This window comes from Cupriavidus sp. TMH.W2 (assembly GCF_050847365.1).
Classification (GTDB): domain Bacteria; phylum Pseudomonadota; class Gammaproteobacteria; order Burkholderiales; family Burkholderiaceae; genus Cupriavidus.
Map to the genome: position 1 here is coordinate 227,153 of NZ_CP193794.1, position 13,995 is coordinate 241,147.

13 protein-coding genes and 2 pseudogenes are annotated in these 13,995 nt (G+C 61.5%); 3 read left to right on the plus strand and 12 right to left on the minus strand.

The features are described 5' to 3' along the window. Window positions 1-207: 207 nt before the first annotated feature. The 9 genes from ACREYQ_RS30910 to ACREYQ_RS30950 form a co-directional block, all read right to left on the minus strand. Complete coding sequence (locus tag ACREYQ_RS30910) at window positions 208-2,862, minus strand: FtsX-like permease family protein (protein WP_432262717.1); 2,655 nt, start codon at window positions 2,860-2,862, stop codon at window positions 208-210. Next, entirely contained in the window at window positions 2,859-3,536 is a 678-nt protein-coding gene (locus tag ACREYQ_RS30915) for an ABC transporter ATP-binding protein (RefSeq protein ID WP_432262718.1), read from the minus strand. The genes ACREYQ_RS30910 and ACREYQ_RS30915 overlap by 4 nt, the downstream gene beginning before the upstream one ends. Further along, a complete protein-coding gene (locus tag ACREYQ_RS30920) occupies window positions 3,529-4,191 on the minus strand; it encodes an ABC transporter ATP-binding protein (RefSeq protein WP_432263079.1) in 663 nt (220 codons plus the stop codon). The genes ACREYQ_RS30915 and ACREYQ_RS30920 overlap by 8 nt, the downstream gene beginning before the upstream one ends. Continuing rightward, the gene (locus tag ACREYQ_RS30925; protein WP_432262719.1) at window positions 4,169-4,777 is read right to left on the minus strand and encodes a hypothetical protein; all 609 of its coding nucleotides are present in this window, start codon (window positions 4,775-4,777) and stop codon (window positions 4,169-4,171) included. Before ACREYQ_RS30925 ends, ACREYQ_RS30920 begins: the two co-directional genes overlap by 23 nt. 195 nt (window positions 4,778-4,972) lie before the next feature. Beyond that, window positions 4,973-5,542 carry a DedA family protein gene (locus ACREYQ_RS30930; RefSeq protein WP_432262720.1) on the minus strand — a complete coding sequence of 190 codons (570 nt, stop codon included), beginning with the start codon at window positions 5,540-5,542 and terminating at the stop codon, window positions 4,973-4,975. A gap of 244 nt (window positions 5,543-5,786) precedes the next feature. Next, window positions 5,787-6,023, minus strand: coding sequence for a hypothetical protein (locus tag ACREYQ_RS30935; protein ID WP_432262721.1), 237 nt, complete (start codon window positions 6,021-6,023; stop codon window positions 5,787-5,789). Between the two features lie 117 nt (window positions 6,024-6,140). Then, window positions 6,141-6,536 carry a PepSY domain-containing protein gene (locus ACREYQ_RS30940; RefSeq protein WP_432262722.1) on the minus strand — a complete coding sequence of 132 codons (396 nt, stop codon included), beginning with the start codon at window positions 6,534-6,536 and terminating at the stop codon, window positions 6,141-6,143. Between the two features lie 149 nt (window positions 6,537-6,685). Next, on the minus strand, window positions 6,686-8,137 hold the full coding sequence (locus tag ACREYQ_RS30945; RefSeq protein ID WP_432262723.1) for a sensor histidine kinase: 1,452 nt from the start codon (window positions 8,135-8,137) through the stop codon (window positions 6,686-6,688). Then, the gene (locus tag ACREYQ_RS30950) at window positions 8,118-8,792 is read right to left on the minus strand and encodes a response regulator transcription factor (RefSeq protein ID WP_432263080.1); all 675 of its coding nucleotides are present in this window, start codon (window positions 8,790-8,792) and stop codon (window positions 8,118-8,120) included. Before ACREYQ_RS30950 ends, ACREYQ_RS30945 begins: the two co-directional genes overlap by 20 nt. Before the next feature lie 469 nt (window positions 8,793-9,261). On the opposite strand from ACREYQ_RS30950, the gene ACREYQ_RS30955 reads away from it, so the two are divergent. Next, window positions 9,262-10,041, plus strand: a complete 780-nt coding sequence (locus ACREYQ_RS30955) for an FTR1 family iron permease (protein WP_432262724.1) — start codon at window positions 9,262-9,264, stop codon at window positions 10,039-10,041. Window positions 10,042-10,938: 897 nt separating this feature from the next. After that, window positions 10,939-11,415, plus strand: coding sequence for a bacterioferritin (gene bfr / locus ACREYQ_RS30960; RefSeq protein ID WP_432262725.1), 477 nt, complete (start codon window positions 10,939-10,941; stop codon window positions 11,413-11,415). A gap of 93 nt (window positions 11,416-11,508) precedes the next feature. Here the strand turns inward: bfr and ACREYQ_RS30965 are convergent. Beyond that, a pseudogene (locus tag ACREYQ_RS30965) lies at window positions 11,509-11,616 on the minus strand (transposase domain-containing protein); the annotation flags it as partial. A 6-nt stretch (window positions 11,617-11,622) separates the two neighbouring features. On the opposite strand from ACREYQ_RS30965, the pseudogene ACREYQ_RS30970 reads away from it, so the two are divergent. Further along, window positions 11,623-11,823, plus strand: a pseudogene (locus tag ACREYQ_RS30970) (transposase domain-containing protein); the annotation flags it as partial. A gap of 157 nt (window positions 11,824-11,980) precedes the next feature. Here ACREYQ_RS30970 and ACREYQ_RS30975 read toward each other — a convergent pair. Beyond that, window positions 11,981-12,382 (minus strand): 5-carboxymethyl-2-hydroxymuconate Delta-isomerase, encoded by a 402-nt coding sequence (locus ACREYQ_RS30975; protein WP_432263081.1) that lies wholly within the window; start codon window positions 12,380-12,382, stop codon window positions 11,981-11,983. Between the two features lie 4 nt (window positions 12,383-12,386). After that, on the minus strand, window positions 12,387-13,973 hold the full coding sequence (locus tag ACREYQ_RS30980) for a sensor domain-containing diguanylate cyclase (protein WP_432262726.1): 1,587 nt from the start codon (window positions 13,971-13,973) through the stop codon (window positions 12,387-12,389). Between the last annotated feature and the right edge of the window lie 22 nt (window positions 13,974-13,995).

Sequence of the window (13,995 nt, forward strand, 5' to 3'; positions counted from 1 at the left end):
AGCCCACTTGCATCGGCTGCGCGGAGTGACAGGTCACACAGCGCTGCTCGATCACCGCGTTCCCATCCAATGGTACTGCCAGTGGAGCGCCTGCGCTGCCACGATAACGACTAACATGATGGCGAGCTCGGTTAAACCACTCGATTGCGTAAGCCTCTGTTGGCAAAGCCTTCATGGCTCCCAGCCGCCCCCCTCAGGCCTGAAAGGTCAAAGCTCGCGTATCCGTTGCACCGCTGGGATGCGCGTCTGCCAGAGGGCGCCCATCACGGCGCACACGACCGCGAGCAAGGCCACGACCACCAGGGCACCCAAGTAGAGCCACGGCACACTGAGAAGCTCGGGCGGGGGATCGAACACCCCGGTCAAGAGCTTGACCAGCATCCAAGCAAGCGCAAATCCGCTCAGTGTGCCAATGGTCGTTCCCGCAAGAAACAGTAGTAGCGCTTCGCTCCACAGAAAGGCACCGAGCTGCGCGGGTGTCGCACCCAGGGCGGAAAGAATGGCGAAGGTGCGCCGCCGGTCGGCCAGCCCGAGGGCGAGGACAAGGCCGGTTGCGCCGGCCACCATGAGCACGGCGAAATCGAGCTCCAGGCGCGTCAGCCCATCAAGGTCCACCGCCGTCAGGCTGGATCCGATGACGCGCTGAGCCTGACCAACGTCGGTCACCTTGACCCCCGGCAATCCGGCAACAACGGCCCGCGCGGCGAAGGCGACCTGTGCCGGTGTCACGGATGTCTTCAGCAAGACGATTTCGGAAGCGTCCAAACCTGTCTGACGCCCAACGTAGCTCGCATTGGCCACCAGGAAGGAGTCGCGCGGTGCCGTTGGGAACTCGCGCACAGCACCGATGAAATGAAATTTGACGACGTGATACTGATGGTCTATCGCGCTCTGCAGCCGCAGGTTGAGCTCGTCGCCGGGACGGAGCTGGAAATCCCTGATGGTCTCTTCCGATACCAGAATGCCGTCGGGGGTACGCGCGAGCAGATCCAGCGTTGTTCTGGCATTTCGGCCCTCAAAATAAGCGTCCGACATTCTTGTCGCTGTCGCAAGGTGGGTGGCATCGATCCCATATAGGTCCTGCAAATCCGTGCCAACGTAGGCAAGCCGGTGCTGCATCGGTTGGGCGGCGCTCACGCCGGGCAAGGCTGCGAGTTCCTTGAGCCTGGCTGACGCGGGCGTCTGCGACGTACCGGTGACCGCCACATCGGCGCCGTTCGTGAGTTCGGCGTCAATGCGCGCCTGCGCGTTGTAGGTCGTGTTGAACACGGCGGTCGAGGTCGCGAAAGTGAAGGACAGCGCAACCAAGGCCACCCCCTGCGTGATGCGTCTGCGCTGCCGGCTGAGGGCCGCGGCAACGACGCCTGCCAAGGACCCGGCCAGAGGAGCCAGCCACATGGTCAGGCGTCCACGACCGCGATCAAGGCCGGCCACGCACAACCTGATCGTCAGCAACCCAAGGCCCAGCCATAGCAAAACCGGCGCGAGAAAGGCCGGGTAGTCGACCGAGGAGGACGGGGTGCCTTCGGGGGCCAGCACCACCTGGTAGCCGGTGCGCCATGTGCTCCAGAAGACGATGGCGGACAGGGCAAGGAGCATGAAATCGAGTCCGCCGCGTTGCCAGAGTCGGGGCCGTTCATGACCGATTGTCATCCGCGCCGCAGCGACGGTGGTCTGGCTGGCATCGACCCATGCCATCGCGAGCATGGCGGCCGGGGCAAGGAGGACGCCGACCACGACGGCAGCGGCGATCCAGCCGATGGCAGACGCGGCGAACATGCGAAAGTCGAGCAGCACCTCGGACAAGAGTGTGGCAAGGAGCAATCCGGCCGTCGTGCCGCCAACGCCAACGCACGCAGCTTCGGCCGCCGCCAGCTTGAGGATTTGCGCGCGCGAGGCCCCACGAATTCGCAACAGCGCCTGATCGCGCCGGCGCCGGCCGGCACCGGATGCCACCACCGCCAGCGTCAGGAAGGCCGCCAGCAGGGCCCCCGGTGCGCCGAGGAACAGAAACAGCACCCTGGCGTACAGCGCGTCAGCGCGTACCGCGTCGAGCCGCGCCGCCAGATTGTCGGCCATGATCCCGTTGCCCGCGATGCGTGCCTCCAGGTTCCTTGCCGCACCGTGCACCGCTGCGAAAGCTGCCTGCGGATCGCCCGGAAGCTGGTCATGCAAGAGTCGGACATGCAGTTGAACGCGGACTGAATCCGGCCGGATCGCCGCCTGCGGGTCAAAGACGCCGTGCCACGCATCAATGGGCATCAGCAGGACGTTATCCGGCGGCGCTTGCGGTGCTGCCCCAGCCGGAACGCCGACGGCCTGAAACATTGAATCGGCATGTGGCAGATCGACAATCCCGGCGACCCTGATATCGGCCGGCGCCAGGCCGACCCGATGAATGGTCACCGTGTCGCCGACCGTCACATGCAAGTTGGCCGCCGTTTGCTGTGCAACGAGCACGCCATCCGGGCTGCCGAGCAGCGTGCGGAACTGCGCCGGATAATCGTGGACATAGGTCGCATGGAAGCCGACCACCTTGCCTTTGCCGGTGGTCTGCACGGTGGCGCCGGTATGGGCGTCGAAACCGTCCGCCTCGGCATAGCCGACCGTTTGCAGCCGCGAAACTGCCGTGGCTTCGCCAATGGCGCCAGCTACCGCCTGGACGTCCGTCCCGGGGACCAGTTGCACCTGCCAGTCTACCGGCACCCCCGCGATGGCCCGGCGCGTCATGGAAGCGGTGCTCTGCGCCAGAAATGCGCCAAGCGAGGCCAGCAACGCGACGGTGAGCGCAATGCCTGCCGCAGCACCCGCCAGGCGACCCTTACGCTCCGCCATGAGCCCGAAAAGCCAAAGCGTGATCATAGGCTCCTCGCCGTGTTACCGGCGGCAATCAGTGTGCCGCGCTGCATGTGCCAGATCTTGTCCATCCGCGCGGCGACCGCCGGATCATGGGTGGCGATGACGAGTGCCGTTGCCGTACCGGCCAGATGGGCAAGCAGGGCATCAAGCAAGGCACGGCCGGTTGGCTGATCCAGTTGGCCAGTCGGTTCGTCGGCCAGGATCACGCTTGGCTTACCGACAATCGCCCGTGCCATGGCGACCCGTTGCATCTGGCCACCGGAAAGCGCTTCGGGCAGTTTGTGGGCCAGATCCGCAAGACCGAAGGTGGCGAGCGCGTCCGCCACCGCCCTGCCGATGTCGCCTTGCGCCTTGGCCATGAGCAGCGGCAACGCGACGTTCTCACTGACTGTCAACGGCTCCAGCAAGCTCGGCGTCTGAAACACCAGCGAAATCTTCTCGGGCAGGAGGGTCTTGGCGGCGCCAAGCGCGGGCCATCTGAGTGCGCCGCTCGTTGGCACGTCGAGCCCGGCCATGAGGTGCAACAGGGTCGACTTGCCGCTGCCGGACCGGCCGACCAGCGCCACCCTGTCTTGCGCGCACAAGCGGAATGTCGCGGAGGCGACCGCAGCAATGGATAGCCTGCCTTGTGGGTAGCGCCGGCCAACCGATTGGGCCTCGATCAGGGTGTCAGGCATCAGTGATCCGCCCATCGCGAATGCCGAGCAGACGGTCGGCATTCGCCGCGAGCCCCTTGCTATGGGTGGCGATCAAGACCGCCGCCCCGCCGCGGCATCGTTCCATCAAGTGGGTCAGGATAACGGCTTCGGTGGCTGCGTCCACTTCCGCCGTGGGTTCGTCCGCCAGCAGTACCCTGGGATTCGTCGACAAGGCAACCGCCAGCCCCGCGCGCGCCGCCTCACCGCCCGACAGTTGCGAGGGATGTGCGCGGCGTTGCCGGGTGAGGTCCATCACCTCCAGCAGGCGGTCGATGGTGCGCGGATCGGATCGCTGGGCCAGTGCCATCGGCAGCCGCATATTGGCCTCGACCGTGAGGTGTTCAAACAGGTTCCCCGATTGCATCAGAATGCCGATGTGCCGCGCCCGCAAGGCGGCGCGGGCGGCTTCTGGCCGCTGCGACATACGGCACCCCATCACCTCGACATGCCCGCCATCCGGCTCATCCAGCCCGGCGAGGCAGGCCAGGAGCGTGGACTTTCCGCTCCCGGACGGCCCAGTCAGGGCGACGAATTCCCCGGCGTGGAGTCGCAGCGACACGCCGCGCAACGCCGCGGTCTCGTCGTCGCCGCTATGGTAAAAACGGTAGAGTTCAAAGGATTCCAACGGCCGCACTTCGGCGCCACTGGAATGAATTCGACATGAATTTCCATTGGTCGGCATTGTCGGCTCCGAGCGGTGCAGAGAGGTCGAGGATGGCTAACTTGCCGCCCCGGTAGATCAGATAACGATGGCTCTCCAGGCGCAACGGCTTGTTCGTGACCGGGTTCGGTTCGGAATTCGAGCTGTAGACGATCAGGAGCGCCGGACCGGATCGAAGCACCACGTTCCTGATGGCCTCAATCTTGACCGCACGCCCGACCTTGACCAAGTGCGCGGCTGCATTCTCGGCGGTAGGCGCCGCGGAAGCCGATGCCACGGTGACGGAGACCGCGTTGTATTTGTCCGCAAAGCCTGCCCCATCGGGCCGCTCCGTGCGCGCCCAACCCTCTGGCACCTTGAGCGAGAAGCCCAATGGCGACGTATAGGTCACGAAGACCTGGTTGTCGGGGATGTCACCGGGCGGATTTTTCTCCGGTGCGGCGGGTCGTTCCGTGGCCATGGCTGGGGTGCCCACCATTGGAGCGCTGCCGATCAGGGTTGCCAACGCAACGATGGCCATGGCGGCGATGCGCGGGTATTGCTTGACTCGGTGCGGCATGGTGTCTCCTTTTCCTGATCGGGCCTGGTTCACGTGGCGGGCCTTTCGCGCATGCTGGTTAGCGCCGATGGCGGGATAGGTTGCCCGCACCGGTCCGCACGACGCATGGGTTGCATGGCTTGAGCGCCGACACGAGGATTCACATGGCATCCTTTCGCAGCTTGCCTACTCGTTTTCGCCGCATGGTGAGGGAGGCTATCTCTTGCCAAGGCGCGTCCAGCGTCGGCGACGTGCGACCAGCCACCACAGCGCTCCCGAGAGCAAGATCGCGGCTAGCATCCAGGCTTCGTCACTATCAAAACCCCCTAGCACATACGCCAGAGCCTGTCCGAAGCCGTAGCCCGCCCCGGCAATGACGATGGCCCAGACGACTGCCCCCATCAAGTTGAGCACGAGAAATCGGAGCCAGGGAACCTCGCTCATCCCAATCGCGATCGGCCCGGCGATGCGCAGGCCATACAGGAATCGGATGGACAGGATCAGCGGAAGGTGATGCCGCTCCAGCAGCGCCTTGGCGCGCGCGGCGCGAGTTTGCACGGACGGAAATCGCTTCAGGAGTGCGGTCCCGTATCGTCGGCCGACGTAGAAGTAGAGCTGATCACCGAAGAAGCTGGCAATCGTGCCAATCATGATCACCGTCGGCAACGTGAGATGACCTCGATACGCGGCAACGCCTGCCATGAGAAGAATGGTTTCCCCTTCCAAAAAAGTGCCCACAGCGACCGCGAGGTAGCCGTAGTTCTGAATCAAGCCTGCGATATCCATAACATGGGGGCTCGTTCTGGGGGGCGACCGGGCACTGGGACACGTGCAATGGTCGCCCTTGGCATCACTGGGGTGTGACCCACCAAATCGCGCTCCCGCATTCGATTCCCAACTCGCGGCAAGCCGACGGCGAATCGGCAATCTCATCCGCGCCGATGCTATGGATCAGCCTTCCATAGGCAGCCGACGCATGGCCTCCCGACTACGCGGCCACAGGTGGCAGTCGCAGGTCGTGGTGACGGTCTCATTTCTCTTTCATTTCCTGCTGCTTGGTTTCCTTCATTTCATGCCTCTTGTTCTCCATGCTTTCCTCCTTCCTTTCACGCTTCTTAGTCTCTCCTTGGTACTTCTTCGCGGGCTTGGCGGTTTGCGTCTTGGCGGCGTCAGCAGCGGCTCCCGACGCCCCCGTATCGGCGGCTAGGGCAGAGACCGTGACGGCCGAAAACGCAGCCGCAATGAGGATGGAAAGTAGTGTTTTCATTTCGATTCCTTTCATCGAGCCAAGTCGTTTGACGTTCTCGCAAAGGTCCCAAGTCGGTGCCCGGCAACCCGGCGCTGACCATCTGGCGGCGGACGCGAGAGCACCCATCGGTGGCGGCTAATCCTCGTCTTCACCTTCGTCGCCGCCTGCATCCACGTGCAGGACCGCGCCGTTGCCAGCGTCGACCTTCACGTCCTGGATCTCATTAGTGGCAGTCTTGATCTCCACGCTGTACACGAGATTGCCGTTCTCGTTGTCGAGGGCAACCCTGAGCACGGTCCCGGATACCTTGGCCTGAGCGGCCGAGATCGCCCGGGTCGCGTCGATCTTGGCCAGTGAGGCGAGGCGGGCTGCCTCTCCCCGCTCTCCATTTGCCTGGTCCGGCACCCGGATGCTGGACTGATAGGCGGGGGACTGCGTTTTCCCATTGCCAGCCGCGTCGGCGCTGCCAACCAGCCCGGCTCCCAGCGTGAACGCGCCCAGTACCACGCTGATGCATTGCTTCCCGTTCATGGCCGATACCTCTTGAGTGAACCGCTTGCGTTGCGAGTCCGACTCGATGCGAACTGCGTGCGCGGCGTCGTGCTGCTGCGCGGGAAATCAGTCGGCTGCTCACAGAGACCACTTTGGTCGCCGAAGCTTGCCGGCACCTTTCCGGAACATTACAGCTTGGTAAGGATTGGCGGATCGTCGGAACGACGCGGGCTGTCGTCGGTGCCGACGCGGGGAAGCGTGAGTGTGAAGATGGAGCCGACCTCGGGCTGGCTCGATGCCTCGACCTGGCCTTTGTGCGCCGCGACGACGGCCTTCACCAGGCTCAGTCCCAGCCCCAGGCCGCGCTGCGAGCGGCTGCGGTCACCGCGGTATAGACGATCCCAGATTTTCGGCAGCTCATCGGCCGTCATGCCGATGCCGGTGTCCGAGACGCGGATCACGATCGCATTTTGCCGGGCAAAGGCTTCCACCTCGATGCGCCCGCCCGCTGGAGTGTATTTGATGGCGTTATCCAGCAGATTCGCCATGACCTGGCGAAGACGGGCACGGTCTGCGGTCAACCAGACCGACGGTGGCGCGCTGATCGAGACCGTGATCGCTTTCTCCTCGGCAACTTGCTGGTAGAGATCAACCGCATCGGCCAGGAGGATCGGGATGCTGACAGGCTCCAGGTGCAATTTGAGCGTCCCGGTTTCCGCCTCGGCAATGTCCATCAGGGTGTTCAACATCCGGAGCAATTGGTCCGATTCCTCCACGCAGTCGGCTAGCGCGTCCCGGCAAATGGCCGGCTCGCCGTCCGACCGCAGGGCGATTTCGGCGATGCCGCGCAGGCGCGCCAGCGGCGTGCGCAAATCATGCGCGACGTTATCAATCGCTTCGCGCATGCCCTGGATCAGGATCGCAATCTGGTCCAGCATGCCGTTGAAGAGCGTCCCCAGTTCGTCCAGCTCGTCGCCGGTCGCGCGCAGCGACACTCGCGCCTCCATTGCCCCAGACTTGATCGCGTGCACGGTCTGGATGAGCTGGCGAATCGGCCGTAGGGCCCGCCGCGCGAGGAATGCCCCGCCGAGCACGCCGACGATCGCCATCGGAAACATGACACCCGCGACGATCCATCCAAAGCGCTCCAGGACGCTGTCACGCTCCTCGGTGCTCTTGCCGACTTGCAGGAGTCCCCCGTCGGGCAGGCGGGCGCTGGCGATCTCCAGCACGGCCTCGTCGTCATTTGCCCGCAACTGGATCCAGGTACCGGGGTCGGCCATCGGCGCGTGTTCCAGGCGGTTCAGGTCGTACTCTGCCCACTGGTCGGGAATCTCGAGGAACACCGTGGAATTGGCGGGTCCGGCAATGCGAATGAAAAAGGGCTTCGTCTTTCGCAGCCTCGCCTCAAGGGCGAGCTCTTTCTTCAGTCCGGCGAGGTCCTCTGCTTGATACTCGGCTGCCAGTTGGTGAAGCCGCTGCTCAATGCTGTCGCGATCATGCTGTCGCAGCGAGGAAGCCAGCAGGGCATAGGCGAGCGCAAACAGCGAAAGGGTGCTGAGGATGAAGAATACCGAGTACCAGAGCGCGATCCGAACGCCGAGCCCTTTGCGGAAGAAGTCAGGGACCCTTGAGAACATATCCCACTCCCCGGATGGTATGAATCATCTTCACGGGAAAGTCACGATCGACCTTGTTGCGCAGGCGACAGACCAGCACGTCGACAACGTTGGTCTGGGGGCAGAAGCTGTAATCCCAGATGTGCTCCAGGATCATTGTCTTGGATACGGGTCGGCTTACGTTGCGCATCAGGTATTCGAGTAGGGAAAACTCGCGCGGCTGCAGTTCGAGTTTTTGTCCCTGCCGTCTTACCTCGCGGGCCGGCAGGTCAAGAATCAGGTCACCCACGATCAGCCGGGCCGGTTCCACGGCCCCGGTGGCACGACGGATCAGCGCGAAGACACGCGCGAGCAGTTCGGCCAGCGCAAAGGGCTTTGTCAGGTAGTCGTCGCCCCCTGTCTGCAGGCCTTTGACACGGTCGTCGACCGAGCGTTTGGCACTGAGGATGATGACCGGAGTGGCAACCTTTTGGCGGCGCAGTGTCTCGATAAGCGACAGCCCGTCCAAGCGGGGTAGCATGATGTCAACAACGGCCGCGTCGTACCGGGTGGAGAGCGCCAGATCCAGCCCGCTTGCGCCATCCGCCGCGTAGTCGATTGCGAAGCCGGCCTGCTGCAGCGCCTGGCTGACAAACGAGCCGATCTTTCTGTCATCCTCCACGACCAGAACACGCATGCCATCCACCCCCTTGCTTGCCGGCCACGGCACTTTTCCATCGAGGATGATGAGTCGGCTCACCCTTGCTGGGGTGCCAGACCGGAACCTGCGAATTCACTTCCCCGGGGGCACGTTGGCCTAGTTTCTTCGCAGTATTGTTAGTCGCCACGCGATCTTCAAGGAACATGCGAGGCCGTGTGGCTCATCTTCTTTGCTCGCTGCCCCTTGCAATTTGCCCTGGAGAGGAACTCCCGCGCACATCGTTCGCCGATGCAGGCCCTTTGTGCTCATGTCGGGCCAGGGTCGAGCCATTATGTGTCTAGTCGTTCAAAATACCTGTTGGCTTTGTAATGGCTTGTAATATTTTGGTGCGCAATCCCGGAGCCGTCACCCTTCAGAGCGTAAACCGCTGGAATGTCTCGCGGAAGTGGCTATATTGTTGAGAACAATTCGCGTTCTTGTTTGGTGCAAAAAGAAGAGCCTGCCCATGTTCTCGATACTAATGATTACGTTCCGGGAAGGGGTTGAGGCCTTCCTCATCGCCGCGATTACGCTTGCGTTCTTGCAAAAGACAGGCCGCGACCATCTCATCAGCGCCGCAAAGGGCGGCATCGTTGCGGCACTGCTTGGATCAGCAGCCCTTGGCATCGCTCTGTTTCGGGTCGGAGGCATCAGTGCGCAGGCAGAAGGGTGGCTCGCGCTGCTGGCAGGCGCCTTGGTCATCTCCTGCACCTGGCACATGCTCCGACATGGCAAGGCAATGGCCGGCCAAATCCGTGGCCGGCTTGCACAGGTGCCCGAGAAGAAGACCCTTGGCCCTTGGCTTACCGTCTTCGCCTTTGTGCTGCTGATGGTGGGCCGCGAGGGCGTGGAGGCAGCCACCATGATTGCGTCGCTTGCCGCCGGCGCTGGCACAGGGCATCTCGCCCTTGGCGGCGTACTTGGCCTGGCTTGTGCGGGCATCCTTGCCTGGGCGTGGAGCAAGTACGGGCGGCGGGTGAACTTGTCGTTGTTTTTCCAGGTAACCGCTGTGTTCATGGTGCTGTTCTCGGTGCAGCTCGCCATCTATGCCCTGCACGAGTTTTCGGAGGCTGGCGCACTGCCATTTGTCGACAATCGGTACTGGCACGACATGACAGAGCCATACGGCCCTGACGGCATCTACGGTGCGTGGTTGAGCTATAGCCTGGTCCTCGCCCCGCTGGCATTTCTTGGATTTGCGTTGCTTTCAGGCCGAAAGGATTCAGCGCCTCCTGAAAAGAAATGAACACAATTCTCGGTCCACGCGAGTGTTCTGCAATGCGAGTGCAAATCAGCCTCCCATCTACTTGTGCGTATGCAGAGCCGATGACCTTCGGCAGTCTGGCGACAGTGCTATCTGGCTTTTGGCGCCTGCGGAGGCCGCAGATGAGCGTACAAATGCCCCCTGATGTTGCTGGCAGACGAGCATGCTAGCGCGAAGTCTAGGCCAAGCAATGCCGAACTCTACGCTGCCCTCGAGATCGCCCTCCGCGACGTTGCAGATTCCTCGCAAAAGACGGTGGTCGCTCTATGGCGCGTTTGGCATATTGCTTGTCACTGGACTCATGTGGCTTGCTTTGCGCTTTCTTGATGCCGGCGGGGTGGCATTTGCCCCTTGGCGAGAATGGAGCATGAAGCTCCATGGGGCTGCGGCCTTCGCTTCGATGTTTCTGCTCGGCGCTATTTGGTCTTCACACATATCTTGCGCGTGGAAGCAGCGCCGCAATCGGTTTGCCGGGGTAAGTTTCGCCAGCGCCGTAGCTGCGCTGGTCCTGACCGGTTATGGTCTTTACTACTTCAACGGCGAGGGGCTTCGTTCGCTATCGGAATGGGTCCACTGGACCGTAGGCGTAATGCTCGGCTTGCTGTTCTGGAACCACCTTGCTCGCGGGCGTCGAGGCCTGCCTAGGTAATTGAGCGCCTCCTGAAGCCTTTCTGAATTTCGCTGACCCGAGTACGGTACCCGTGCGGAATTCTGTGTTCGGTGGGAGGATGTTGAATGGAAATTAAAACCATACGTATTTGCGATACGCATAATTTTCATTGAGAAAGTCTTGAAGTTTTCAGGTGGAATATTACCCTACCAATTGCAGGGCGTTCACTCCCGGGGAACAGTTAGGCTCAGTTAGGCGGGGTAAATATCATGAAGGCTGATAAGAAGGTTATCCAGCTCCTCAATGGTCAACTCAAGAATGAACTAACGGCGATTAACCAGTACTTCCTGCACGCGCGCATGTACAGACACTGGGGTCTGAGCGAACTCGGAAAGCACGAGTACGAGGAATCCATCGAAGAGATGAAGCATGCAGACAAGCTTATTGAGCGTATCTTGCTGCTCGATGGCCTGCCAAATCTACAAGACCTCGGCAAGCTCCTTGTGGGGGAGAATACCGAAGAGATGCTGGGTGGTGACTTGAAACTTGAATTGGCTTCGCAGGCTGATTGCAAGGAGGCAATCAAGTACTTTGAGTCCGTTGGTGACTACGTGTCGCGAGAAATCGTGGAAGATATTCTCGATGATACGGAAACCCATATTGACTGGCTGACGACGCAACTCGAATTGGTCAAGAAGGTGGGGCTCCAAAACTACCTCCAGTCGGCGATGGGAAGTCCGTCGTGAACGCGCCCATTGTGAATCGGCTTGACGAGAGTCGTAAGCGATCCTTTGAGGACGGTACTTGCGGCGCGGTGACGGGTGTGCTGATGGCTTGCGTCAGCTAATGGGCGTCGTTAAGCGCCAAGGCAGCAAGGCTTCGTAGTCATCTGCGGTTTGCGCCACCGGCAAGGCCTTGAACACTGCGACGAGGTAGTGGTATGGCTCGTGAGCAACTGGTTGTTTGCTGGCTCGCTGCGCGCGGGCCAGCGTGCGGCTGCCATCATGAGCCTGATCCATAATCGGCCAAGCTCAACGGGCATGATCCCTACGCCTACCTGAAAGACGTGCTCACGCGACTGCCAACCCAGAACACCGCCGACATCGCTGAACTCCTGCACCCATCGCTGGGCCGCTTCTGCCCTCGCTGCATAACGCGGTCAAGAGGGTTCGTCGGGCGCTCACGAATATTGCGACGTATAGCCATGCTCATGCGCTGGCGCAGTCAGAAGCAGCGATGCTGATGAAATCGTCCCCACAACAGGAAGTCGTCTAATGAAGTGGCTACTGCGCGCGCTTGATTGATCGCCTGCTAACGCGGCTCCATGGCACCAGCAAAACGCGCATGCACGTTGTTCTCGACATGAAAGCCGTGCGTGTCGAACTCCACCAGTTCCAGTGTCAGCCCGAGATAGCGGCGCGCGAACAGATCCGCCAGGTGCGCGCGCATCGCGGCAAACAGCTCGGCGCAGACCTGCCCTGTTATCACTTTCGGGCGGCCCGCCTTGACGCGCAAGGTCGCGTGGATGAAGGCGTCGTCCTCGATGCCGTCTGCCATGCGGTACTGATCCAGCCGCAGCGCCCGCGTGCGGATGCCACCGGGCGGGAACACGTCCGCATGCGCCATCAGCGCGTCGCTGACCACACGCATTAGCTCGGGGATGCGCGCCTCGTCCTCAACGTTGGCAGTGTACTCGATGATGATGTGCGGCATCGGGTCAAGCCCCCAAGGTTCGTGCATCACCCTTGCCATCGATAGCGTGGCTGGCAATTTCCGGCGTGGCGCGGCAATCAGGCTCACTGGCTCGGTGCCGATCACGCGGAAAGACGCAATTCCGGCCTGCGGCCTTGGCCGCATACAGATTTTCGTCTGCTCTATGCAGATAGCCGGCCGCCGAATCCCCATCACGGGTGTCCCCAGAATGGACGCTGACCCCAATACTGACCGTCACCCGACCGTGTTCGCTGAAGGCGTGTGGCTCGTTTTGCGCCTCGACCGACGCCCGTATCTTATCGGCGACCATAAGCGCTCCGACAAGATCCGTGTTCGGAAGCAGCACGCAAAATTCCTCGCCGCCATATCGACCAGCGACGTCACCCGGACGCCGAATATTTTCCCTCACGCAACGCGCCACCATCCTCAGTGCTGCGTCACCCGCCGTGTGACCGTATCGGTCGTTGAACAGCTTGAATTCGTCGACATCGATCATGAGGATAGCAAGCGGTTGATGATGTCGGCTGGCCCGCCGCCACTCAGTGTCAAGTGCGCTATCAAGGGTTCGTCGCGTTGCCAAGTCCGTAAGCCCGTCGGTATTGGCGAGCACCTTGAGCTGATGCTCAGTCTCCAGGCGCCGCCGCAACTGTTCTGCAAAGGAAATGGATACGATTAGCATAAGCGCGTCGAACATGACAACGATGCCGCCGATCACCCAGGCGCGCTTGCGCCAGTCTTTGTAGATGTCGCTAGTGGCAAGACCAACCGACATGATCAGCGGATAATCACCGACATGTCGGTACGTATAGAGCCGTTCGACACCGTCGATGGATGAGACTGAGACAAACCAATCCGCCTTCGCCTGTTTGGCGCGGTCAAAGTTGACGCTCTTGGACACGTTGGAGCCAACCACACGAGCACTATAAGGGCGTCGCATGTAGATCGTGCCGTCATCATTTGCAAGCGTAATCACACCGCCGGGCCCAACATTGACACCTTCAAACAGGCGCTTGAAGTAGTTGATTCGGAGCGTGCCAACAACAATCCCGGAGAACTTTCCATCAAGGTCGGCAAGGCGCCGACTTAGACCAATCGTTGTATCCGCTCCCTGGGTACGAGGCGTGAACGGTTTGCTGATAAAGAGCCCGGAATCGCTTTGATCCTTGTGGATCAGAAAGTAGTCTCGATCACCAATTTGGACCGATCGCGCCGGGGCAAAACGGGAATCGAGAATAACGTGCCCAGTGGCATCCGTGACGAGCAGCGAGCCCAAGTCGCGCGCGTTGCTTGACCTGTCGAACAAAACCAATTGCCGGATTGTGGGTGGTAGCGCCATGACTTCAGGAGCCTTGACGCCATCGATAACTGCCTGCATCGAGAGGTCGTACACCTCAATGTTTCGCGCGATGTCGTGCTCCAAGATCAATGCGATGTTTTCCGAAGACTCCCGCGCGCGCAACAACGCATCGGAACGCATTTGGTACAAGGAGACCGCTGCCAGTACAGAGATAATTGCCGCGATAACCACGGCGCCGGCCGTGAACAATGAGGGTCTAGAAGAGAGAACGACGGCGAGTCGGCGGGCGGGCATGCGGATTCTTTGGCTTGTTATA